The 21,937-nt window shown below is 76.1% G+C and carries 21 protein-coding genes, 2 tRNA genes and 1 pseudogene; 14 read left to right on the top strand and 10 right to left on the bottom strand.

The annotated features are described in order from the left end of the window. Positions 1-2,523 carry an alpha/beta fold hydrolase gene (locus tag JD79_RS04595; protein WP_170149107.1) on the top strand — a complete coding sequence of 841 codons (2,523 nt, stop codon included), beginning with the start codon at positions 1-3 and terminating at the stop codon, positions 2,521-2,523. A gap of 64 nt (positions 2,524-2,587) precedes the next feature. Here the strand turns inward: JD79_RS04595 and JD79_RS04590 are convergent, their stop codons facing one another. Then, positions 2,588-3,628, bottom strand: coding sequence for a PHP domain-containing protein (locus JD79_RS04590; protein ID WP_110007430.1), 1,041 nt, complete (start codon positions 3,626-3,628; stop codon positions 2,588-2,590). A gap of 8 nt (positions 3,629-3,636) precedes the next feature. Then, a complete protein-coding gene (locus JD79_RS04585; protein ID WP_110004559.1) occupies positions 3,637-4,182 on the bottom strand; it encodes a DoxX family protein in 546 nt (181 codons plus the stop codon). A 143-nt stretch (positions 4,183-4,325) separates the two neighbouring features. Here JD79_RS04585 and JD79_RS04580 point away from each other — a divergent pair, with 143 nt between their 5' ends. Next, the gene (locus JD79_RS04580; RefSeq protein WP_110004558.1) at positions 4,326-4,967 is read left to right on the top strand and encodes a hypothetical protein; all 642 of its coding nucleotides are present in this window, start codon (positions 4,326-4,328) and stop codon (positions 4,965-4,967) included. Here JD79_RS04580 and JD79_RS04575 read toward each other — a convergent pair. From JD79_RS04575 to JD79_RS04560, 4 genes are all read right to left on the bottom strand, one after another. Then, on the bottom strand, positions 4,948-5,532 hold the full coding sequence (locus JD79_RS04575; RefSeq protein WP_245899693.1) for a hypothetical protein: 585 nt from the start codon (positions 5,530-5,532) through the stop codon (positions 4,948-4,950). The two genes, JD79_RS04580 and JD79_RS04575, sit on opposite strands and share 20 nt — an antisense overlap. Positions 5,533-5,848: 316 nt before the next feature. Beyond that, the gene (locus tag JD79_RS04570; protein WP_146220385.1) at positions 5,849-6,457 is read right to left on the bottom strand and encodes a DUF6318 family protein; all 609 of its coding nucleotides are present in this window, start codon (positions 6,455-6,457) and stop codon (positions 5,849-5,851) included. Between the two features lie 141 nt (positions 6,458-6,598). Next, positions 6,599-8,041: a bifunctional phosphatase PAP2/diacylglycerol kinase family protein gene (locus JD79_RS04565; protein WP_211307866.1), complete on the bottom strand. Its 1,443-nt coding sequence runs from the start codon at positions 8,039-8,041 to the stop codon at positions 6,599-6,601. A 75-nt stretch (positions 8,042-8,116) separates the two neighbouring features. Beyond that, positions 8,117-8,650: a CGNR zinc finger domain-containing protein gene (locus tag JD79_RS04560; protein ID WP_110004555.1), complete on the bottom strand. Its 534-nt coding sequence runs from the start codon at positions 8,648-8,650 to the stop codon at positions 8,117-8,119. Positions 8,651-8,787: 137 nt separating this feature from the next. On the opposite strand from JD79_RS04560, the gene JD79_RS23425 reads away from it, so the two are divergent. From JD79_RS23425 to JD79_RS04545, 5 genes are all read left to right on the top strand, one after another. Beyond that, the gene (locus JD79_RS23425; protein ID WP_245899690.1) at positions 8,788-9,402 is read left to right on the top strand and encodes an MFS transporter; all 615 of its coding nucleotides are present in this window, start codon (positions 8,788-8,790) and stop codon (positions 9,400-9,402) included. Continuing rightward, entirely contained in the window at positions 9,393-9,623 is a 231-nt protein-coding gene (locus tag JD79_RS23420; protein WP_245899688.1) for a hypothetical protein, read from the top strand. Before JD79_RS23425 ends, JD79_RS23420 begins: the two co-directional genes overlap by 10 nt. A gap of 20 nt (positions 9,624-9,643) precedes the next feature. After that, complete coding sequence (locus tag JD79_RS23415; protein ID WP_245899686.1) at positions 9,644-9,946, top strand: hypothetical protein; 303 nt, start codon at positions 9,644-9,646, stop codon at positions 9,944-9,946. Between the two features lie 94 nt (positions 9,947-10,040). Further along, positions 10,041-10,129 (top strand) — tRNA-Ser (locus JD79_RS04550). Between the two features lie 21 nt (positions 10,130-10,150). Next, positions 10,151-10,223, top strand: a tRNA-Arg gene (locus tag JD79_RS04545). Between the two features lie 61 nt (positions 10,224-10,284). On the opposite strand, the pseudogene JD79_RS23410 reads toward JD79_RS04545, so the two are convergent. Beyond that, positions 10,285-10,778 (bottom strand): annotated as a pseudogene (locus JD79_RS23410) (DUF6194 family protein). A gap of 36 nt (positions 10,779-10,814) precedes the next feature. Here JD79_RS23410 and JD79_RS04535 point away from each other — a divergent pair. Then, on the top strand, positions 10,815-11,519 hold the full coding sequence (locus JD79_RS04535; RefSeq protein WP_110004554.1) for a MerR family transcriptional regulator: 705 nt from the start codon (positions 10,815-10,817) through the stop codon (positions 11,517-11,519). Between the two features lie 174 nt (positions 11,520-11,693). On the opposite strand, the gene JD79_RS04530 is transcribed toward JD79_RS04535, so the two are convergent. The 3 genes from JD79_RS04530 to JD79_RS04520 all read right to left on the bottom strand — a co-directional run bounded on the left by JD79_RS04530 (position 11,694) and on the right by JD79_RS04520 (position 15,364). After that, positions 11,694-12,539: a universal stress protein gene (locus tag JD79_RS04530; protein ID WP_170149106.1), complete on the bottom strand. Its 846-nt coding sequence runs from the start codon at positions 12,537-12,539 to the stop codon at positions 11,694-11,696. After that, a complete protein-coding gene (locus JD79_RS04525) occupies positions 12,536-13,960 on the bottom strand; it encodes an amino acid permease (RefSeq protein ID WP_110004553.1) in 1,425 nt (474 codons plus the stop codon). Before JD79_RS04525 ends, JD79_RS04530 begins: the two co-directional genes overlap by 4 nt. Before the next feature lie 87 nt (positions 13,961-14,047). Next, positions 14,048-15,364 (bottom strand): alpha-hydroxy-acid oxidizing protein, encoded by a 1,317-nt coding sequence (locus tag JD79_RS04520; protein WP_110004552.1) that lies wholly within the window; start codon positions 15,362-15,364, stop codon positions 14,048-14,050. A 285-nt stretch (positions 15,365-15,649) separates the two neighbouring features. On the opposite strand from JD79_RS04520, the gene JD79_RS04515 reads away from it, so the two are divergent. The 6 genes from JD79_RS04515 (at position 15,650) to JD79_RS04490 (ending at position 21,935) form a co-directional block, all read left to right on the top strand. Further along, complete coding sequence (locus tag JD79_RS04515) at positions 15,650-16,558, top strand: hypothetical protein (RefSeq protein ID WP_146220384.1); 909 nt, start codon at positions 15,650-15,652, stop codon at positions 16,556-16,558. Positions 16,559-16,583: 25 nt separating this feature from the next. Next, a complete protein-coding gene (locus tag JD79_RS04510; protein WP_110004550.1) occupies positions 16,584-17,081 on the top strand; it encodes a MarR family winged helix-turn-helix transcriptional regulator in 498 nt (165 codons plus the stop codon). Between the two features lie 126 nt (positions 17,082-17,207). Further along, entirely contained in the window at positions 17,208-18,698 is a 1,491-nt protein-coding gene (locus tag JD79_RS24160; RefSeq protein ID WP_110007427.1) for an HAD-IIIA family hydrolase, read from the top strand. Continuing rightward, on the top strand, positions 18,695-19,717 hold the full coding sequence (locus JD79_RS04500; protein ID WP_110007426.1) for a glycosyltransferase family 9 protein: 1,023 nt from the start codon (positions 18,695-18,697) through the stop codon (positions 19,715-19,717). The genes JD79_RS24160 and JD79_RS04500 overlap by 4 nt, the downstream gene beginning before the upstream one ends. Then, entirely contained in the window at positions 19,714-20,694 is a 981-nt protein-coding gene (locus tag JD79_RS04495) for a glycosyltransferase (RefSeq protein ID WP_110004549.1), read from the top strand. Before JD79_RS04500 ends, JD79_RS04495 begins: the two co-directional genes overlap by 4 nt. Beyond that, on the top strand, positions 20,691-21,935 hold the full coding sequence (locus JD79_RS04490) for a glycosyltransferase (RefSeq protein ID WP_110004548.1): 1,245 nt from the start codon (positions 20,691-20,693) through the stop codon (positions 21,933-21,935). The genes JD79_RS04495 and JD79_RS04490 overlap by 4 nt, the downstream gene beginning before the upstream one ends. The last annotated feature ends 2 nt before the right edge of the window (positions 21,936-21,937 follow it).

The raw sequence follows: 21,937 nt of genomic DNA, 5'->3' as shown, positions 1-21,937 counted from the left end.
ATGGCTGAACTGGTGCCCGGGCTGCCGGAACTCGAGCTCCCCGGCCCACACCTCGGAATCGTCGACCGGCTGGAGGAGGTCGCTGCCGTCCTGGGGGATGCCGTCGCGATCGAGTCCGGGCACGGCTCCCTGACCTACCGCGACCTGATGACCGCCGTCCGCCACGTAGCCGGTGACCTCGCCGGTCTGGGGTCGGCCGGTCCGGTCGGCGTGCTCGCCGAGCAGGGCGTGGACAGCGTCGTCGCCATGCTCGGCGTCGTCATGGCGGGGCGGCCCTGCGTCGTCCTGGACGTGTGGCAGCCCGAGGGCCGGCTCGCGCAGGTGGCGTCCCGGGCGGGGCTGCGCCTCGTGCTGGCCGACGACGAGCGCCGGGACGCCGGGGTGCTGTCCGACGTCTGCCCGCTGCGCTCCCTCCGGCCCGGCACGGGCGCCGAGCCGGCTTCCCGGCCGGCCGTTACCCTCGACGACCCCGCCACCATCGTCTTCACCTCCGGCAGCACCGGGGAGCCAAAGGGCGTGGTGCTCCGGCACGCCACGATGCTGTCGACGGCCCTCATCGGCCGGGTGAGGTTCGGTATCGGCCCCAGCGACCGGGTGTCGCTGATCCTGCCACAGGCCTTCGCCGCCGGGCAGGAACTGGTCGTCATGGCTCTGCTCAACGGCGCCACGCTCTGCGTGCAGGACCCGCGGTCGATGGGTCGCCGCGAGCTAGCCGACTGGCTGCTGCACAGGCGGATCACCACGCTGCACGCGACGCCGTCACTCCTGCGGGCCGTCGTGGGCGCGCTCGGGCCGGAGGAGGTGCTGCCGGGCGTGCGCCTGGTGACCACGTGCGGTGAGAAGGTCTTCGGGTCCGACGCCACCGCCGCGCTGCGGCACGTGCACGGGCGCTTCCTGAACTGGCTGGGCTCCTCGGAGACCGGGATGCTGGCGACCTACGAGGTCCTCCCCGGTCAGGCCGTCCCCGACGGTCCCCTCCCGGCCGGCCTCCCGGTGCCCACCCGGGAGGTGGCGGTCGTCGATGAGGACGGCGCCGAGGTCCCCGCCGGCACGGTGGGCACGATGGTCGTCACGTCGGCGTACCTGCCGGGTGGTTACTGGCGGGAGCCGGCCGCCCTGGTCGACCGCTTCACCCCGCTGCCGGACGGGCGCACGCGGTACCGCTCCGGCGACCGCGCGCAGATCGACGCCGAGGGCACGCTGGTCCTCCGGGGACGGGTCGACGACGCGGCCAAGATCCGCGGTTACCTCGTCGAGCCCGCGGACGTCGAGACCGCGATGCGCGTGCTCCCCGACGTGCTCGACGTCGTCGTCCGCGCGGTCCCCGAGGACACCGGCGAGCAGCGGCTGGTGGCCTGGGTGGTGCCGGTGCCGACTCGCCGGACGCCGTCCCCGGCGGCCCTGCGGGCCGACACCGGCCGGTCGCTGCCGGACTACATGGTCCCGCGCGACATCGTGCTCGTGGCCGAGCTCCCGCGCAACGAGCGCGGCAAGGTCGACGTCCGCGCGCTGCCCGCGCCGCCGCCGCGCCCCGAGCCGATCCCGCCGGTCACCCCGACGGAGCGGCGGCTGGAGCGGATCTGGGCGGAGATCCTCCGGCTCGACCGCGTCGGGCGGGATGAGAGCTTCACCGCCCTGGGCGGGGACTCGCTGAGCGTCGAGGAGATGCTCGAACGGGCGCACGGCGACCTCGGCCGGCGGTTGACCACCGCCAACCTCGCGGAGAACCCCAACTTGGAGCAGTTCGCCGCACTGGTGGACCGGGCCGCGGCCGAGGGACGGCTGCCCCGCTCCGACGGCCTGGTGCGGCTGCGACCGCCGGGGTGCCGCGCGCCGGTGTTCTGCTTCGCCGGCGCCGGTGGCGCGGCGGCGTTCTTCGAGTCCTTCGCCGCGGGCCTGGGCCCGGACCGCGGGGTCAGCGCCATCCAGTCGCACGGCTTCGAGGAGCGGGGCCTGCCGGACTGGACCGTCGGCCGGGCAGCTCGCCGGGCGCTGCGGATCGTCGAGCAGGCGGCGCCCCAGGGGCCGGTGGCCCTGGTCGGGCACTCGCTGGGGGGTCTCGTGGCCCTGCGGGTGGCCCAGTTGCTCGGCGAGCGGGGACGGCCGGTGTCGCTGCTGACCCTGCTCGACACGTTCCTGCCACCGGCCGCCAAGCCGGACGACGCGCCCCGCACCATGGGTCCTGACGCTGGGCCCGTCGCCCGGCGCGAGTTGTGGGGGACCCGGCTCCGGATCCTCGGGGCGGGGATCCTCCGGTACGAGCCCGCCGTGCGGACCGAGGTCTTCCACCAGCAGGGCGCCCGGGTGGCCCGGTTCCACCGGCCGGCGCCCTGGGCCGGACCGGCGCTGGTCTACCTCTCGGACGAGAACACCGACGACCCGGCGTGGTGGTCGGCACTGCTCACCGGGGACCTCGACGTCCGTCGGATCAGCACCGACCACCTCGGCCTCCTGCGTGCACCGCACGTCCTCGAGGTGGCTGCCGGGGTGCGAGAGGAACTCGACGCCCGCGAGGGACCCTAAGGCACGCGGCCCAGGAGGCGAGCACGCGGACGGCCGGCCCGGTCCTCCGCGGACTCGACGATCGCTAGCCGGCGGTCCAGTCCAGCAGCTCGTCGGCGGTCCAGGTGTTGACCACCCGGTCGACGTCGACGCCGGTCTCGACCGCGCGCTCGCAGCCGTTGTCCTGCCAGTCGAGCTGGCCGGGTGCGTGCGCGTCGGTGTCGATGGAGAACGAGCAGCCCAGCTCCACGGCGAGGGAGAGCAGTCGCAGCGGCGGGTCCAGCCGCTCCGGGCGCGAGTTGATCTCGACGGCGGTGCCGTGCTCGACGCAGGCGCTGAACACGGCCTCGGCGTCGAAGGCGCTCTCCGGTCGCGGCCGCTGCCGCCGTCCCTCCCGCTGCTCGCGCGGGATGAGCAACCGCCCGGTGCAGTGCCCCAGGACGTCGGTGTGCGGGTTGGCGACGGCGGCCAGCATCCGGGCGGTCATGGCGGCGGACTCCGCGCGCAGGTCGGAGTGGACGCTGGCCACCACGACGTCGAGCCGGCCGAGCAGTTCGTCCGTCTGGTCGAGGCTGCCGTCGAGGTGGATGTCGCACTCGATGCCGGTGAGGATCCGGAAGGGGCTGAGCTCCTCGTTGAGCTCGGCGACGACGTCGAGCTGGCGCTCCAGCCGCTCCGCCGTCAGCCCGTTGGCGACGGTCAGCCGCGGCGAGTGGTCGGTGAGCGCCATGTACTCGTGGCCGAGCGCGATCGCCGCCTCGGCCATCTCGCGGATCGGGCTGCCGCCGTCGGACCAGTCCGAGTGCGTGTGCAGGTCGCCGCGCAGGGCGCTGCGGAACTCCGCGACGTCGTCGGCGAGCGGCACGAGCTCGGAGTAGGCCTCCTCGAGCCGGGCGAGGTACTCGGGGACCTCGCCGGCGTGCGCCTGCACGATCGCGGCGCCGGTCTTGGGGCCGATGCCGCGCAGGTCGGTCAGCGTCCGGGTGCGGATCCGCCGGTCGAGCTCGCCCTCGGGGAGCGCGTCGACGACGGCGGCCGCGGTGCGGAACGCGGCCACCCGGTGCGTGGGCTCGCGGGCGCGCTCCAGGAGGAAGGCGATCCTCCGGAGCGCGGCCGCGGGCCCCAGGGGCGTGCTCAGCTGGCCTTCCTCGCCTTCCTGGCGGCCTTCTTCTGCGCCCTGGCCGCGCGCCTGCTCGCCTTCTCGTAGCTCTTCTCCGTCGAGTCCGCGGCGCGCTTGGCGGCGCGCTTGGCGCGGTAGCCCACCGACGGGCGGCCCTCGGTGTCGACGGCCGCGATCAGCAGCCCGCCGAGCAGGCCGGCGTTCTTGAGGAAGTTCGACAGCTGGCCGAAGCGCTCCTCGGGGTCCTCGTGCTCCCAGAAGCGGTGCCCGGCCAGCGTCGTCGGGACGACGCTGGCGGCCAGCGCGAGGGCGCTCAGGCGGGGGAGCTTGCCGAGGGCGAACAGCGAGCCGGCGCCGACCTTGATCCCGGCGTCGATCCGGACCCACTGCTCGACGTCGCGCGGCACCTGCACGGGCAGCTGCTCGTCCGCCGTCTTCGTGATCTGCTCGACCACCGGCCTGGCCCCCGGGACCCGGGTCTGCGGGTTGCGCAGGGTGTCGATGCCGCCGTAGATGAACGACGACGCGAGCAGGGGCCGGGCGATCCGGCGGACCAACATGGGTGACCTCTTCCGTCGATGGGACCTTCTGCGTGTCCCATGCCCGCGCTGCGGTACGGGACACCCTGGTCGAAACCTAGTGATCGACACGTCACTCTGCTCGGTCAGTGCGGCCGGGCTCCGGGGCGGGAGATGATCAGCGGGTGCAGCCGGCGGCCCCTCCCGAGCGGCGGACCGCCTGGTGGGTGCTCCTCGTCGTGGCGGCGGTCGTCCTGTTCGGGGCCGCCTTCGCCGTGCGGCTGAGCTGCGGGCTCGGGCACTGCTCGGCGCCGGCCGTGCGCCACCTGCTCTCCCTCGACGCGGTCGGCGGGCTGCCGCGGTCGTTCACCACCGGGGTCCTCGCGGCGGCCGGCGTCGTGGCGGGGGTCGGTGGCCGGTCCGCCCGGGGCCGCGTGCGGCTGTGGTGGGTGGGCGTCGCCGGGGCGGCACTGGTGCTGGCGGCCCTGAAGCTGCAGAGCGCGCACTCGGCGGTGGAGTCGGAGACCTCCCCGGCGGCCACGCTGGTCCTCGGCCTCGCCGTCGCGGTGCCGTCGCTCGCGCTGCTCGCCGCGGCGGGGCGGGCGTGGGGAGTCGCCGCGGGCACCCGGGTGGTGGCCGCGTTCGCCGGCTACGCGCTGGCCGCACTGGGCCTCGACGCGCTCACCGGCCTGGTCGAGGCGGTGCAGGACGACGTCGGGGTTCTCTCCGCGTCGTCGGCCACCTTCGTCGAGGAGCTGGGGGAGGCGCTGGCGTCGCTGGCGGTGCTGGCGGTGGTCCGGTCCGGGGTCAGTCGTAGGGGTCGGTGAGGACCGCGCGGGCCTCGACGACGGCGAAGGTGACGGGTGCGCCCTCGGTCGTCGTCGTCCCGGGCACCGCGACGTCGGCGCTGCCGTCGACCCGGAACGTGCCGCTCCACGTGGTGGTCAGCGACGCCGTGTAGGTGCCGGCCGCGTAGTCGTGGGTGATCGTCTGGTGCGGGTACGGGGCGCCGGGGTCGGTGGTGGTGAGGTCGGTGCCGTCGCCGGTGTGCCAGGTGAAGGACTCGGCGGTCGCGGTGATCTCGACGGTGAAGCCGCGGATGTCGAGGGTGAAGTCCTGGCCGGTCGGGCCGTCGGCGTAGAAGACGACGGGGAGGCCGACCAGCGCGTTGCCGGGTGGCTGCTGGCGGGTGGCCAGCGTCGGCAGGGGGAGGGTCTGGAAGTAGCGGAACACCTCGTCCGGCGACGGCGGCGGGTTGAGGTCGGTGATGTCCACGCAGGTCCGACCGAAGACCTCCCAGATCCCCACGGCCGTGCCCGCCGGTGAGCCCGCTACCGCATAGACCCCGTCGATGGTCGTCCCCGTCGACAGCATGAGACGTCGCTGCTGCACCACCATGTCCCGGGCGATGCGCCCTGGCGGAGCAGGGCAGACACGGTCGTCGTTGTCCCCGCAGACGTCGCCATTGCTCACTGCCAATCCGCAAGGCGGCGACAACAGATAGGTCCACGGATGGTCGGCTGGCGCGGCGTTGTTGGCGGCAAGCCCACCCTCCGTGTATGCGACATAGGCAGCATTCAGGACGCCCGCACCTAAAGACACCTCAGGCTCAGGGCAACTAAAGCGCAGGCAGGCGTTCGCCGACCCACCTGCGAATACACTGACGGCCACAGCGACCAGCGCTCCGAGTGCAAATGTCCGCCGCATCTCAGCCGACGGTCAGAATCTGAACGAGCCAAGTGACACGTTCCGCATCCCACGTCAGTTGGGCCCCAGATTGAAGCGTCCCTGTAGCGGCGGCTGAGCGCTCCTGCACAACCTCCCCGTTGGGTCGATAAACAGTCAGCGCACTCTCGGCGTATATAAAGCCGACGGCGGCGGTATCCCCCTCGATCATGGCGGGGCCCGACTCGGCGAACGTGTATGTGCTGGGCCCATACATATAGCCGGCGGTGCGGTCGGCGGCGTAGCTATCGACGACCATCTGGCAGGTATTGCAGCCGTTACTCAGTTCGAGCAGAGGTTCGGGGTCGAGCGGACCAGTGGCGATGTGGTTGCCGAGAGCCATGTAGTAACGCGTGAACTCGACCGCGCCAGCGGGGGTCTTCTGACGGGCCTCGGGGGGCATGGGGAAGTCGGCGGGGCCGAGGGGTGGCAGGGCCTCGGTGGTGGGAGCGGCCTGTGCGCTCGTGCTCGGCAGGGTCTCGCTGGCGGGCTCGGCCTCGGAGCACCCGGCCAGCGCCGCCGTCGCCACCACCAGCGCCGCCGCCGTCCGTGCAGCCCTGCCCATGCGTCGTCCACCCCCGTCGGCGATCACGGATCCGGGACCCTAGCCACACACCGACCCTCCGCGCAGTGCCCCTGTGGAGGGACTGCTCCTGCGGTGTTCCGGCTTCTCCTGCGGTCGTGCAGCACCGCAGGAGCGGGGAGGACACCGCAGGAACACCCCCGGAGCGGCTCAGGACGTGCGGCTGCAGTACACCGCCAGCGGGGAGCGCTTGCCGAACACGAACGTCGAGGACGACTCACCCGTCTCGCCGTCGTAGGCCACCCGCTGCGGCCCCGACCACAGGTGCACCCGCAGTTGCGCCGTCTGGAACGACGCGTAGCCCGAGCTGCGGTCGCTGATCCCGAGCAGCGCGCCGAGCACCGCGCGGGTGCGGCTGAACGGCACGTCGGCGCGCAGGTACTGCACGTCGAGCAGGCCGTCCTCCAGCCGCGGCCGCCAGGCCGGCGCCAGCCCGCGCGGGGTGTAGCTGCAGTTGCCGACGAACAGGATCCACACCTGCGCCGGCCGGCCGTCGAGCACGATCGACACCGGCGTCCCGCGGCGCAGCACCTGCGCCGCCGCCACGGCCGTCGCCGTCCACCGGCCCAGCCGGCCCTCGAGGGCGTCCCGGCGGCGCACCAGCTCCGGGTAGACGCCGATGCTCGCGGTGTTGAGGAACGGGACCCCGTTGACGTCGGCGACGTCCACGCACACCGCCTGCCCGGCCGTCACCGCCTCGGCCGCCTCCTCGATCGTCTCGACGCCGAGGTCGCGGGCGAAGTGGTTCAGCGTCCCCGCCGGGACGACGGCCAGCGGCAGGCCGGCCTCCAGCGCCACCGCCGCGGCGGCCGCCACGCTGCCGTCGCCGCCGGCCACCCCGAGCGCCGCCGGCCGTCGCGAGCGCACCGCGTCCTCGAGCACGTCGGTGATGTTCTGCCCGGCCGACGTGGTGAGCACCTCGGCGGCCGGCAGCAGCCGCCGGATCTCCTCCGCGGGGTCGTAGTCCTCCGGGCCCGACCGCGGGTTCACCGCCACCACCAGGCCCTCGCCGTCGGGCAGGGCCGGAGCCGTCTGCGCGGGGCGCACCCGCGCCGGCTCGGTCGGCCGCACCGGCCACCAGCGCCGTCCGGCCAGCGCCACCCCGGCCCCGATCGCGAGCCCCGAGACGACGTCGCCGGGGTAGTGCACGCCCACGTGCACCCGCGAGTACCCGACGGCCAGCGCCAGGGGCCCGAGCGCGGCCCCGGCCAGCGGGCTCTCCATCGCGACGCCGGTGGCGAAGGCGGCCGCCGACGACGAGTGGCCGCTCGGGAAGGAGAGCGTGTGCGGCGCCCGGCGCAGCTGCCGCTCGGTGGTCAGGTTGGCGAGGTCGGGCCGCACCCGGCCGAACACCCGCTTGAGGATCGCGTTGACCACGGAGCTGGCCACCGCGAGCGAGCCGACGCCGCGCAGCGCGCCCCGCCGGAGCGGCCCGCGCCGCACCGCCAGGACCAGCGCGATCGCGAACCAGAGCTTCCCGTGGTCGGCCGCCCGCGACAGCCACCTCAGCCAGCGGTCGGCCGGGCTCGCGGGCAGGGCGCCGACGGCGGCGTGCAGCCGCGCGTCCCAGTGGCGCAGCCGCAACGGGGTCACCCGCGGGACGCTAGTGGAAGGACCCCTCTGCCCCCCACCGCTCGCGGGCTCGCGGCGGGACCCTGCACAGGGGCCTCAGGCCTTGCGGCGGGCGCGGTACGCGGCGACCGTCGAACGGCTGGCGCAGGTGTTCGAGCAGTAACGGCGGCTGGCGTTGCGCGAGGTGTCCACGTAGACGTCGTCGCAGGCGTCGGCCGAGCAGACGCCGAGCCGCTGCCACCCGTGCTGGGCCACCACCTGTGACAGCCCCATCGCCACCGTCGTCGTCAGCTGCTCGAGGGCGGGGGCGTCGGGGCGGGCGTAGTGCAGGTGCAGCTCGCCGTCGTGGTCGGTGGCGTAGGGGTGCGGCTGGGCGAGGGCGAGCAGCTCGTTGAGCCGGGCGATGACGTCGTCCTGCGACCCGGCGACGGCGACGGCGCGGACGAGGTCGGCGGTCGCGGCGGCACGGCGGGTCTCGGCGGGGGAGAGGTCCAGCGCCGTCTCGGGCGTGAACCACTCGTCGTGGGCGCTCAGGAAGGCCGTGGCCCAGTCCGGATCCGCCACCCGGTCGGCGTTGGCCAGGCTGATGGCCAACTCCACGGCGTTCGACCCGTAGGTGTCGTAGTCCATGTGACTCCCTACCGCCCTGCTACTGTCGTAGGGGGTCAACGGAGTTTGACCGCCTACTGTTCCTCTTCCGCGCAAGTTCCGAAGTGAGTGCTGTCGTGCGTTCGTACCTGTCCGTCTGGCGTCTGCCGTCCGCCCCCGTGCTGCTGCTCGCCGGCTTCGCCGGTCGGCTGCCCTCGGCGATGGTCCCGCTGGCGCTGCTGCTCATGGTGCAGCAGCAGACCGGTTCCTACGCCGTGGCCGGCCTCGCGTCGGCCACCTACGGCCTGGCGATGGCCGCGATGGCGCCCGTCCTCGGCCGGCTCGCCGACCGCCGGACCCCGCGTCCGGTGCTGCTGGTCCAGGCCGCCGCCTATCCGCTGCTGCTGGCGCTGCTGGTGGCCGTCGTCCTCGGGGGCGCGCCGACGGCGGTCGTCGTCGCCGCGTCGGCCGCGGCCGGTGCCGCCACCCCGCTGGTGTCCGGGACGGTCCGCGCGCTGTGGTCGCGCGTCGACCCGGCCGTCCGCGGCACCGCCTTCGCCCTCGACGCCACCGCCACCGAGCTGGTCTTCGTGGCCGGCCCGACGCTGGTGGCCACGCTCGCCGTCGTCGCCGGCCCGGCGTGGGCGCTGGGCGTCGCGGGGTGCTGGCGGTCGCCGGCGCGCTGGGGCTCGCGGCCTCGACCGCGATGCGCAGCTGGGTGCCCGTGCCGTCCGCCGAGCGCACCAGCCCGTTCGCCACCGTGCTCGCCCCCGGCATGCCGCGGGTGCTGCTGAGCGGCTCGGCGCTGATGCTCGGCTTCGGCGCGCTCGAGGTCGCCGTCCCGGCCTTCGCCGACGACGCCGGCTCGCCCGGCATGTCGGGGCTGCTGCTCGCGCTGTGGTCGCTGGGCTCGGTTGCCGGCGGGCTGTGGTTCGGCGCCCGCGTGGTCAGCGCCTCCCTGCCGCGGCAGTACCGGTGGCTGCTGCTCGGCGTGACGATCGGCCTGGCCCGCTGACCGCGGCGTCGAGCCCGTGGGTGCTGGGTGCCCTGCTCTTCCTGGGCGGCACGGCGATCGCGCCCACGCTGACCGTGCAGAACTCGCTGGTCGGCGCCCTCGCCCCGGCGCACGCCACCACGGAGGCCTTCACCTGGCTGTCCACGATGGCGACCGGCGCCTCGGCGGTCGGCGCGGCGCTGGGCGGCGCGCTCGTCGACGGGTCGTCCGGCGTGACCGGCAGCCTCGTCCTCGCCGTGGCCGGGGCCGCGGTGGCGGTGCTGGTGACGCTCGTGCCCGGCCGCCGTCCGTCGTCCGTCGCCCGCGAGCGGATGGCCGTCTGACCGTGCTCCTCCCGGCCCGGACCCCCGGGCTGGGAGGGCCGCCGCGGCCGCTGGTAGTCTCTACCGCGGTGGTTCCGGGGGGACTCGGACCCCGGGAGGCTTCGCCTAGTCCGGTCTATGGCGCCGCACTGCTAATGCGGTTTGGGTTAATCCCCATCCCGGGTTCAAATCCCGGAGCCTCCGCGCACGACAACTGCACAGTCCGCACCCGTAGCTCAACGGATAGAGCATCTGACTACGGATCAGAAGGTTAGGGGTTCGAATCCCTTCGGGTGCACGTCCGGTTGAGACAGCACCGCGGCCCCGCTCCCCCCACAGGAGCGGGGCCGCTGTGTGTCTCAGGCCTCCTCGCGGCGCTCCCGCCGCGCCCGGGCGAGCCCGTGGGCCGTGCGCAGCAGGTCCCGCACCGTGCCCTCCGTGCGGGGGCCGGGGTCGACCACGCAGACCCACCCGAGCTCGCCGTACACCGGGTGCGCCAGCACGGTGTCGGCGACGTCGGGGGCGGGCTCCCCGCCGGCAGCCGGCTCCCGGGGCCGCGGCCGACGAGGGCGGTGAACTGCTCCCGCCCGACGCCGACGTTCACGCGGAACGTCCCGGGGCGGTCCAGCCGCGACGACCGGTCGCCCGGCTGGTCCTTCGTCCCGATCGTCGCGAACGGCTGGGTCCGGGGGACGGCGCCGTCGGGCGCGTGGTAGAGGAAGACGTCGCCCCAGGCGGCCTCCGGCGACCCGTCGCCCGGCCCCGGCCGCAGCACCAGGACGCCCCCCAGAGCGGTGACGTGCTCGATGATCTCGTCGATGCCCACGCCTTCGAGCGTGGCACTCACCTCCATGTGGAGGGTTCTGCCGGTCGGCGCGCGGAGGTGGGGATGCGGAGTCTCCAGTCGGGCCTGCGGACGGTCGACGTCGCCCGGCGGGCCGGGTACTCGGTCCAGCAGGTCCGCGACCTCGAGGCCGGTGGCGTCCTGCCCCCGGCGGAGCGGACCGCGTCGGGGTACCGCACCTTCACCGACGCGCACGTCCGCGCCGCGCTGGCCTACCGCTCGCTGGCCGTCGCCGTGGGGCCGGTGCAGGCCAAGGAGCTGGTGCGGGCCGCGCACCGCGACCCCGCGTCCGGGTTGCTCCGTCTCCTCGACGCCGCGCACGCCCGACTCGACGCCGAGCGGCGGGACCTGGCCCTCGCCCGGGAGGCCGCCGGCCTGATCGCCGCCGAGCCGATCGCGGACGTGCGGCCGTCGGACGCGATGGGCGTCTCGGAGCTCGCGACCGCCCTCGGCGTGCGCCCGTCGACCCTGCGGCACTGGGACGCCGAGGGGCTCGTCGTCCCCCGGCGGGCCGCCGGCGAGGCGCGGCGGTACACGCCGGCCGACGTCCGCGACGCCCGGATCGTCGTCCAGCTCCGCCGCGCCGGGTACCGCATCGGCCCGCTGCGGGAGCTGTTGCCGCAGTTCCGCCAGGCGGGCCGGAGCGACGACGTCCTCGCCGCGCTGGCGGCACGGGACGCGGACGTCGACACCCGCTCCCGGGCCCTCCTCGAGGGGACGGCCGCGCTCGCCGCCCTGCTCGCGGGCTGAGGGCTGCGGTCCCGGAGGCCGGAGAGGGGCGGGGGGCCGGTCCTGGCGGTCTGGCCGCGTTGGTCGGTCCACCGAGCTGTCGGTGGCCACTCGTTTCCCGGCTACCCCCGCCCGTCCCAACTGTGAGCCGCGTCACAGCGAGAGTCAAGCCGGCCCCTCTGCGGGCGTGTCGCCTCAGCCCTCCGTGCCCCGGGGGACGACGACCACCGGGACCGGCGCGGCGCGCACGATGCGGGTCGCCGTCGACCCGAGGAAGACCCGCGCCAGCGGACCGAGCCGTGAGGACCCGACCACCAGCACGTCGCCGTCGGTCCACCCCGCGGCCGACACCGCGCCGGCCCATCCCGAGCCCCGTGCCACCAGGGTGTCCGGCGGGCCGGGGAGGCCGGCGGCCACCCGCTGCAGCTCGGCCTGCGCCTGCCGCGCCCAGGCCGTGCTGACCTCGCGCTCCACGTGCAGGCCGGTCTCCGACGGCAGCATCGGGTCGCGCTCGGGCGCGAAGGTGACCAGCCGCAGCGGCACGTCCCAGGCCGCCGCGGTGCGCCGCGCCCAGGCCAGCGCGGCGCGGGAGCGCTCGGTCCCGGCCCAGGTGCAGGTCAGCCGGGTCACCCGCTCCCCGGGGGAGCCGGCCCGCGCGGCGAGCGCGAGCGGCACGGGGGAGGAGTGCAGCAGGTGCTCGGGCACCGCGCCCTCCCGGCCGAGCACCAGCAGCGTGCCGCCGACCTGCTCCACCACGGTCACCAGCCCGGCCGGGACCGAGGACGCCTCGACGGCGACGGTGCGCACCTCGGCCACCCCGGCGCCCCGCAGGTCGTGCGCCGCCCGGCCCTGGCGGGACCGCACCAGGTCGGCGACCCAGAGCCGGTACTCGCGGTCCACGCGCGGGTCGGGGAAGCCGCGCGCGGTCACCGTGGCCACCACGACGTCGTCCCCGCTCGTGCGGGCCAGCGTCGCGGCCAGGCGCAGGTGGGCCTCGCCGCGCTCCTCGAGGTCGGCGGGGTGACCGACGACGAGGGTCACCGCGGCGCCCGCAGGGCCGAGTGGGTGCGGGCGTAGGTGGCGTACACGACGGCGGCGATGGCCAGCCAGCCGGCGAACAGCGCCCAGGTGACCCCGGGCAGCCCGTAGATGAGGTACAGGCAGAAGGCCACCGACAGCACCGGTACGACGGGGTAGCCGGGCACGCGGAAGCCGCGCGGGAGGTCCGGCTGGGTGCGGCGCAGCACGATCACGCCGATCGACACGACGGTGAAGGCGACCAGCGTGCCCATGCTGGTCAGGTCGATGAGGAAGTCCAGCGGGACGAAGCCCGCCAGCACGCCGACGAACAGCGCGACGGCGACCGTGCCGCGCACGGGGGTGAGCGTGCGCCGGTCGACGCGGCCGAACAGCGACGGGATCATGCCGTCCCGGCTCATCGCGAACAGGATCCGCGTCTGGCCGTACATGGTCACCAGCGTCACCGAGAAGATCGAGACCACCGCTCCGGCGGCCAGGACGACGGCCGGCCACCGCGATCCCGCGACGTCCTCGAGGATCACCGCCAGCCCCGCCTCCTGGCCCTCGAAGGCGCCGGCCGCCTGGGCGCCCACCGCGGCGAGCGCGACCAGCAGGTAGACCACCGTGACCACGACCAGCGCGCCGATGATCGCCCGCGGCAGGGTCCGGCGCGGGTCGCGGACCTCCTCTCCGGCGGTCGACACGGCGTCCAGGCCGATGAAGCTGAAGAAGATCGACGACGCCGCCGCGCTGACCCCGGCCACCCCGAGCGGTGCGAACGGCGACAGGTTGCCGGCGTCGAAGGCGGTGAACGCGATGACGACGAAGAACAGCAGCACGCAGACCTTCAGCACGACCATGACCGCGTTCGCGCGCGCCGACTCGCTGGCCCCGCGCACGAGCAGCAGCGCGCACAGGGTCACCAGCACGATCGCGGGCAGGTTGACGACCCCGCCGGCGCCGGGCGCGAAGGACAGCGCGTCGGGGATGCGGACGCCGATGACGTCGTCGAGGAGTTCGTTGAGGTACTCGCTCCAGCCCACCGACACCGCCGCCGAGCTGACCGCGTACTCCAGCACGAGGCACCAGCCCACGACGTAGGCGACGACCTCGCCGAGCGTGGCGTAGGCGTAGGAGTACGACGAGCCGGCGACCGGGATGGTGGAGGCCAGCTCGGCGTAGCAGAGCGCGGTGAACCCGGCGGTGACGGCGGCCAGGACGAAGGAGACGACGACGGCCGGGCCCGCCTCGGGCACCGCCGTGCTCATCACGAAGAAGATGCCGGTGCCGATCGTGGCGCCGATGCCCAGCGCCATGAGCTGGCCGACCCCGATGCGGCGGGCCAGCACCCCGCCGTCGGCGTCGGTGGCGCCGGTCTCCTCGACCATGGCCGACACGGGCTTGCGCCGGAACAGCTGGGCGCGCACGGACGGAGCACTCACGCGGGCCTCCTCGGCGGGGGTGCCGTCGGACGGGTGGCGCCCACCCTCTCGCCGAGCGGCAGGAACGGCCATTCCTGCCGCTCGACGTCACCACACGCGGCGGAGGGCCTCCGGGGTCAGCTCGGCGACCGAGGTGTGGCCGGTGAGGCCCAGCGTGAGGTCGAACTCGCCGAGGACGTCGGAGACGACCTGCCGCACGCCGGCCTCGCCGCCCAGGCCCAGCCCCCACGCGTAGGGCCGGCCGAGCAGCACTGCCCGCGCGCCCAGGGCCACCGCGACCAGCACGTCGGCGCCGCTGCGGATGCCGCTGTCGAGCAGCACCGGCGCGCGGTCGCCGACCGCCGTGACGACGTCGGGCAGGGCGTCCAGCGCGGAGATCGAGCGGTCCACCTGCCGGCCGCCGTGCGTGCTCACGACCACGCCGTCGACGCCCTCGTCCAGGGCGCGCCGGGCGTCGTCGGGGTGCAGCACGCCCTTGAGCAGGATGGGCAGCCGGGTGCGCGACCGCAGCCAGGCGAGGTCGGCCCAGGTGATCGAGGGCCGCGAGTAGATGGCCTGGAACGTCTCGACGGCGGCCCGCGGCAGCGGCGAGCGCAGGTTCTCCCTGAGCGGGCCGGGCCAGGCGCGGGCCATGCCCACCATCGCCACCACGGCGGCCAGCGTCGGGCGCGGCTGGCGGTCGCGCCCGGCGGCCTCGGCGGCCTGCGCGGGCGCGGCGTCCCCGGCCGCGGCCACCCGCTCCTCGACCAGCCGCCGGAACACCGGGTCGGAGGTGTACTGCGCGATGCCCTTGCCGAGCGCGAAGGGCAGGTGGCCGAGGTCGAGGTCGCGCGGGCGCCAGCCGAGCATCGTGGTGTCGAGCGTGACCACCAGCGCCTCGGCGCCGGAGGCCTCGGCCCGCCCGACGAGGCTCTCCACCAGCTCGTCGGAGGTGGACCAGTACAGCTGGAACCAGCGCGGCGCGTCCCCCATGGCCTGCGCGCAGGTCTCCATCGGCACCGACGCCTGGTTGGAGAAGACGAACGGCACGCCCAGCGACGCCGCGGCACGGGCGACGGCCAGGTCGGCCTCGCGGTGCACCAGCTCCAGCGCCCCGACCGGGCCGAGCAGCAGCGGCGCGGGGATGCGGCGGCCGAACAGCTCCACGGACGTGTCCCGGGCGCTGACGTCGCGCAGCACCCGCGGGACGACGGCCCACCGGTCGAACGCGGTGCGGTTGGCCCGCTGGGTGGCCTCCTCGCCGGCGCCCCCGGCCACGTAGGCGTAGGCCCGGGCGGTCAGCCGCGCGCGGGCGCGGCGCTGCAGCGGCTCGGCGGTGGTGGGCACGAGCGGCCTGCGCCCGTACACCCCGGCGCGGTAGACCTCGTTCTGACGGCGGCGGCCGGTCCCGGCGGCTGAGTCCACACGGCCACCGTAGTGACCCGCCTCACCACCCTCGCCCGGGCCTCGCGACACGCCCGGCGACCGACACGCCGTGCCCTGCTCGCGACGCGCCGCCGACCCGTCGTCAACGGCCGCTCACGCACCGCATCATGGGTGCGCGCCGTCGCCGGAACCACCGGTGGCGCGGCGTGCACGACCGCTCGAGGGGGAAACGTGCCGGTCGGGTCGGTGCCGTGTGGCATCCCCCGCCCTGTCCTGTCGACAGGGCTCGCTCTGCTGTTCGCCGTCGGCCTGCTGGGTGGCGGGGTGCTCCTCGCCGCGCCCGCGCTCGCCGTCGACGACCCCGCCCGCCCCGACGCCCGCGTCACGAACGGGCCGAGCTGCCACCCCGGCGGGGTCGCCGTCGAGGTGACGGCGGGGACGGTCGCCTACGCCGTCACGCTGGCCACCACGCGCTCCCCCGAGGGGGAGGACGCCGCCGAGCTCGAGCCGGGCCAGACGGTGGTGCTGCGGACCGGTGACGTCGACTGGGGCGAGACGATCGACAGCCGGCTGGAGTACGCCGCGCTCGACGGCTCGGGCACGGCCTACGTCGACGAGCTCGACGGCTTCTCCTTCACCCGCCCGGCCGAGGAGGACTGCGCCGCCATCTCCGCGCCCCCGACCGCGGCGGTGCCCGGCGAGCTCGACGCCCCGGTCGTGCCCCCCTCGGCCGACGCGCCGACGGACGGCGTGGCCCCCGAGGCCGTGCCGATCCCGGTGCCCGGCCCGCCCGCGCCGCAGACCGCGCCCGGCGCGCCGGCCGACGGCCCGCCGGCCGGTGACGTGGTCGCCTCGGCCCCGGTCGGCCAGGTGGCGGCCGGCGGCCGGGTGGTGGTCTCCGGGGCGGGCTTCGGTGCCGGCGAGGAGGTCACCGTCACCGCCACCGACGGCACCGTCCTCGGCTCCGCCACGGCGGGGGAGGACGGCACGGTCGAGGTCGTGGTGCACGTCCCCGACGGCGGTGCCCCCGGGACGACGACGATCGAGCTGGTCGGCGCCGACAGCGCGGTCACGGCCGCGGTGCTGCTGCGCGTGGCCGCCGCCTCGAGCGCCGTCGACCCCGACCCGCTGCCGCTGGTCGCCGCCGGGCTCGCGCTCGTGGGCGCGGCCACCGGGCTGGTCCTGGTCGCGGCCCGCCGGCCGTCGGCCGCCGACGCGACCGGGAGCGCCTGAGGCGGACCTGGGCGACGATGGGGGAATGCGCCCCGACGACGTGCTAACCACCGGGGTCCCGGCCGACCCGGCGGCGCTCGCGGGAGCCGCCCCCCGGCCGGCGGAGACCTGGCTGCGGATCGTCCAGGTGCACGACCGCATCACCCACCGCGTCGACTCCGCGCTGCACCGCGAGCACGACCTGTCCCTGACCGGCTTCGAGGCCCTGCGGCGGATCGCCGAGGCGCCCGGCGAGCGGGCCACGATGGGCGAGGTCGCCGAGGCGCTCGGGCTCTCCCGCGCCGGTGTGACCAGCACGGTCGGCCGGCTGGTCGAGCAGGGCCTGGTCGTGCGGGAGCGGCGGCCGGGGGACCGGCGGCTGCTGCACGCGCGGCTCACCGAGGCCGGCCGCGAGCGCGCCCGGGCCGCCGCGGTCACCCACGACGAGCTCGTGGCGCACCTGCTCGCCCTGCTGGGGGACGACGCCGCCGTGGTCACCGACGCGCTCGCGCGGGTGTCCGCCGCGACCCGCATCCGCCGCTGACGGAGGACCGCCCTGCCCCCGCCACTCGCGAGCTCGCGGCGGGCCCCCGCAGGGGGCCGGGACGCGTCCGGAGGAACTTCAAGCCCGTAGTGTTTGCGGGGGATCGCGTCCGGGCAGGGCGCGATCATGCTCGCGGAGTGCACCGTCGTCGTGCCGACCATCGGCCGGCCGTCGCTCGGCGTGCTCCTCGACGCCCTGGCCGCTGCACCGGGGCCGCGCCCGGCCGAGCTGGTCGTCGTCGACGACCGGCCGGAGGGCCCCCCGCTCGAGGTGGACCGGCCCGGCCTGCCGCCGGTGCGCGTGGTCCGCACCGGCGGTGGCGGCCCCGCCCGCGCGCGCAACCTCGGCTGGCGGGTGGCCCGCACCCCGTGGATCGCCTTCCTCGACGACGACGTCGTCCCCGATCCCGACTGGTACGAGCGGCTGGCGGCGGACCTGACGGGGCTGCCCGACGACGTCGCCGGCAGCCAGGGCCGGGTGCGGGTGCCGCTGCCGGAGGACCGCCGGCCCACCGACTGGGAGCGCGGCACCGCGGGCCTGGCCACGAGCGCGTGGATCACCGCCGACCTCGCCTACCGCCGCGCCGCGCTGGCCGCCGTCGGCGGGTTCGACGAGCGCTTCCCCCGCGCCTTCCGCGAGGACTCCGACCTCGCGCTGCGGGTCATGGACACCGGCAGCCGGCTGGTGCGCGGCGAGCGCTGGATCACCCACCCGGTCCGGCCCACCGACCGGTGGGTCAGCGTGCGCGTGCAGGCCGGCAACGCCGACGACGTCCTCATGCGCCGGCTGCACGGCCCCACCTGGCGCGCGCGCGCCGACGCCGCGGTCGGCCGCCGGCCGCAGCACCTGGCGGTCACGACGGCGGCGCTGGCCGCCGTCGGACTGGCCGCCGCACGGCGTCCCCGTGCCGCGCTCGCCGCCGCCCTGGCCTGGGCCGCGGGCACCGCCGAGTTCGCCCGGGCCCGCATCGCCCCCGGCCCCCGCGACCGCGCCGAGGTGACCACCATGGCGCTCACCAGCGCGGCCATCCCACCGCTGGCCACCTGGCACTTCCTGCGCGGCGCCGTGCGGCACCGCCGGGTGACGCCGTGGCGCGGGCTGCCGGACCTGGTCCTGTTCGACCGCGACGGCACCCTCGTGCGCGACTACCCCTACAACGGCGACCCGGAGCTGGTGAAGCCGGTGCCGGGGGCGCGGGAGGCGGTCGACGCGCTGCGTGCCCGCGGCGTCCGGGTCGGGGTGGTGAGCAACCAGTCCGGCGTGGCCCGCGGGATCATCACCCGCGAGCAGGTCGACGCCTGCATGGCGCGGCTCGACGAGCTGCTCGGCCCGTTCGACACGGTCCAGGTGTGCCCGCACGGCCCCGAGGACGGCTGCACCTGCCGCAAGCCGGCGCCCGGGATGGTGGAGGCCGCCTGCGCGGAGCTCGACGTCGACCCGGCGCGGACCGTGGTGATCGGTGACATCGGCGCCGACGTCGAGGCCGCGGCGGCCGCCGGCGCCGTCGGGGTCATGGTGCCGACGCCGGTGACGCGGAAGCAGGAGGTCGCCGCCGCACCGCGCCGGGCGGAGACGCTGACCGCCGCGGTCGGTGACGTCCTGGCGGGCCGGTGGTGAGCCGCCGCAGGGGCACCGTCCTCGTCGCCCGGCTCGACAACGCCGGTGACGTCCTGCTGCAGGGGCCGCTGGTCCGCGCTGTGGCCGCCGGTGCCGAGCGGGTGGTGTTCCTCGCCGGTCCGGCCGGCGCCGAGGCCGCCGCGTTGCTCCCCGGCGTCGACGAGGTCTGGACGTGGGCCTGCCCCTGGATCCTCGGCGACCCGCCGCCGGTGGACGCCGCGGACCTCGCCGCGCTCACCGACCGGGTGCGGGCGCTGGCGCCCGACGAGGCCGTCCTCAGCACGTCGTTCCACCAGTCGCCGCTGCCGCTAGCCCTGCTGCTGCGCGCGGCCGGCGTGCCCCGGCTGAGCGCGATCAGCGTCGACTACCCGGGCGCGCTGCTCGACGTCCGCCACCGGCTCGGCCGGGACGACGAGGTGGACCTGCCCGAGCCCGAGCGGGCGCTGTCGCTGGCCCGCGCGGCCGGCTTCGACCTCCCCGAGGGCGACGACGGCCGGCTCGCGGTCCGCCGCCCGCTGCCGGCGACGCCGCACCAGCCGGGCTACGTCGTCCTGCACCCGGGCGCCTCGGTCCCCGCCCGCGCCTGGCCCGCCGAGCGCTGCGCCGCGGCGGTCGAGGCCCTCGCCGACGCCGGCCACCGCGTGCTGGTCACCGGCGGGCCGGGGGAGCGCGAGCTCACCGCCGCCGTGGCCGGCACCCGCGGCGTCGACCTCGGGGGCGCCACGACCCTGCCGGAGATGGCCGCCCTGCTCGACGGCGCCGCGGCCGTGGTCGTCGGCAACACCGGACCCGCGCACCTGGCCGCCGCCGTGGGGACGCCGGTGGTCTCGCTGTTCAGCCCGGTGGTGCCGGCCGCGCGGTGGGCGCCCTACGGCGTCCCCACCGTGCTGCTCGGCGACCAGGACGCGCCCTGCCGTGACACGCGGGCCCGCGTCTGCCCGGTGCCCGGCCACCCCTGTCTGACGTCGGTGACCGCGGCGGACGTCGTCGCGGCGGTGGAGAAGGTGGTGGCCGCGTGAGGGTCCTGGTCTGGCACGTGCACGGCTCCTGGACGACGGCGTTCGTCCAGGGCGCGCACGAGTACCTGCTGCCCGTGGTCCCCGGCCGGGGCCCGGACGGACTGGGACGCGCCCGCACGTGGGACTGGCCGGCGTCGGCCCGCGAGGTGACCCCGGAGCAGCTGGGCGACGAGCAGGTCGACGTCGTCGTGCTGCAGCGGGTGCGCGACCTCGAGCTGGTCCGCGAGTGGCTCGGCCGCGAGCCCGGCCGTGACCTGCCGGCGGTCTTCCTCGAGCACAACGCGCCGGGCCTGGAGGAGGGCGCCGCGCCGGTCCCGTACACGCGGCACCCGCTGGCCGACCGCGACGACGTCCCGATCGCGCACGTCACCCACTTCAACCGGCTCTTCTACGACAACGGCCGAGCGCCCACGACGGTGATCGAGCACGGCATCGTCGACCCCGGCGAGCGCTGGACCGGCGAGCTGGCCCGCGCCGCCGTCGTCACCAACGAGCCGGTGCGCCGGGGCCGCACGGTGGGCGCGGACCTGCTGGCCGGGCTGGCGCAGGCCGCTCCGGTCGACGTCTTCGGGATGGGCCTGTCCGGGCTGCACGAGCGCTACGCCCTCGATCCCGGCCGGGTCGCCCTGTACGACGACCCGCCGCAGTCCGTGATGCACACCGAGCTGGCCCGCCGCCGGGTCTACGTGCACCCGGTCCGCTGGACCTCGCTCGGGCTCTCGCTGCTCGAGGCCATGCACCTCGGCATGCCGGTGGTCGCGCTGGCGGCCACCGAGGTCGTCGAGGCGGTGCCGGCGGGCGCCGGCGTGCTCTCCACCCGGCCCGAGGTCCTGTGGGACGCGGTGCGCACCTACCTGCACGACGAGGACGCCGCCCGGCTGGCCGGCAAGGCGGCACGCGCCGCCGCGCTGGAGCGGTACGGGCTTCCCCGGTTCCTCTCCGACTGGGACACCCTGCTCGAGGAGGTCACCCGATGAGGACGCACCGGGTATCCGGCGCACCCCTGCGCATCGACCTGGTCAGCGAGCACGCCTCGCCGCTGGCCGCGATCGGCGGCGTGGACGCCGGCGGCCAGAACGTGCACGTCGCCGCGCTCGCCGCAGGCCTGGCCGCGCGCGGCCACGACGTCACCGTGCACACCCGCCGCGACGACCCCGGCCTGCCCGACGAGGTCCCCACCGCCGACGGCTACGTGGTCAGCCACCTCACCGCCGGCCCGGCCCGGGCGCTGCCCAAGGACGACCTGCTCGGGCACGTGCCGGCGATGGCCGCCGCGCTGCGGGCCCGCTGGTCGGTGACGCCGCCCGACGTCGTCCACGCGCACTTCTGGATGAGCGGGCTGGCCGCCGTCGAGGCCGCCGGGAGCCTGCTCACGCCCGTGCCGGTGCTGCAGACCTTCCACGCGCTCGGCTCGGTCAAGCGCCGCCACCAGGGCGACGCCGACACCTCGCCGGCGCAGCGCGTCGAGCTGGAGCGGAGCCTGTGCCGGGCGGTCGGTCACGTGGTGGCCACCTGCAGCGACGAGGTGTTCGAGCTGCGCCGCCTGGGCCTGTCCCGCGACCGCGTGTCCGTCGTCCCCTGCGGCGTGGACACCACCGCGTTCACGCCGCGCGGGCCGGTGGCACCGCGCTCGGACCGGCCCCGGCTGCTGGTGCTCGGCCGGCTGGTGGAGCGCAAGGGCCAGGAGGACGCCGTCCGCGCGCTGGCCGCCGTCCCGGACGCCGAGCTCGTCGTCGTCGGGGGGCCGCCGGCCGGCGCGCTCGACGCCGACCCGGAGGTGCGCCGGCTGCGCGCCGTCGCCGCCTCCCTGGGCGTGGCCGACCGGCTGGTGTTCACCGGCTCGGTGGGCCGGGCCGACGTCCCTTCGTGGATCCGCTCGGCCGACGTCGTCCTGGCGGTGCCCTGGTACGAGCCGTTCGGCATCACCCCGCTGGAGGCCATGGCCTGCGGCCGCCCGGTGGTGGCCACCGCCGTCGGCGGGCTGCAGGACTCCGTCGCCGACGGCGTCACCGGTGACCTCGTGCCGCCCCGCGACCCGGCCCGGCTCGGCGCGGTGCTCGCCGCGCTGCTGGCCGACGACGCCCGCCGCGCCGCCTACGGCGCGGCCGGGGTCCGGCGGGCCCGCGCCCGCTACCGGTGGGCCCGCGTGGCCGCCGACACCGAGGCCGTCTACCGGCAGGTCCTGTCCACCCGGCGTCCCGTCGAGGCCGTCCGATGAGC

The organism is Geodermatophilus normandii (assembly GCF_003182485.1).
In the GTDB taxonomy this organism is placed as follows: Bacteria; Actinomycetota; Actinomycetes; order Mycobacteriales; family Geodermatophilaceae; genus Geodermatophilus; species Geodermatophilus normandii.
Note: the sequence above shows the minus strand (reverse complement) of the source record. Positions and strands in the feature narration are given on the sequence as shown.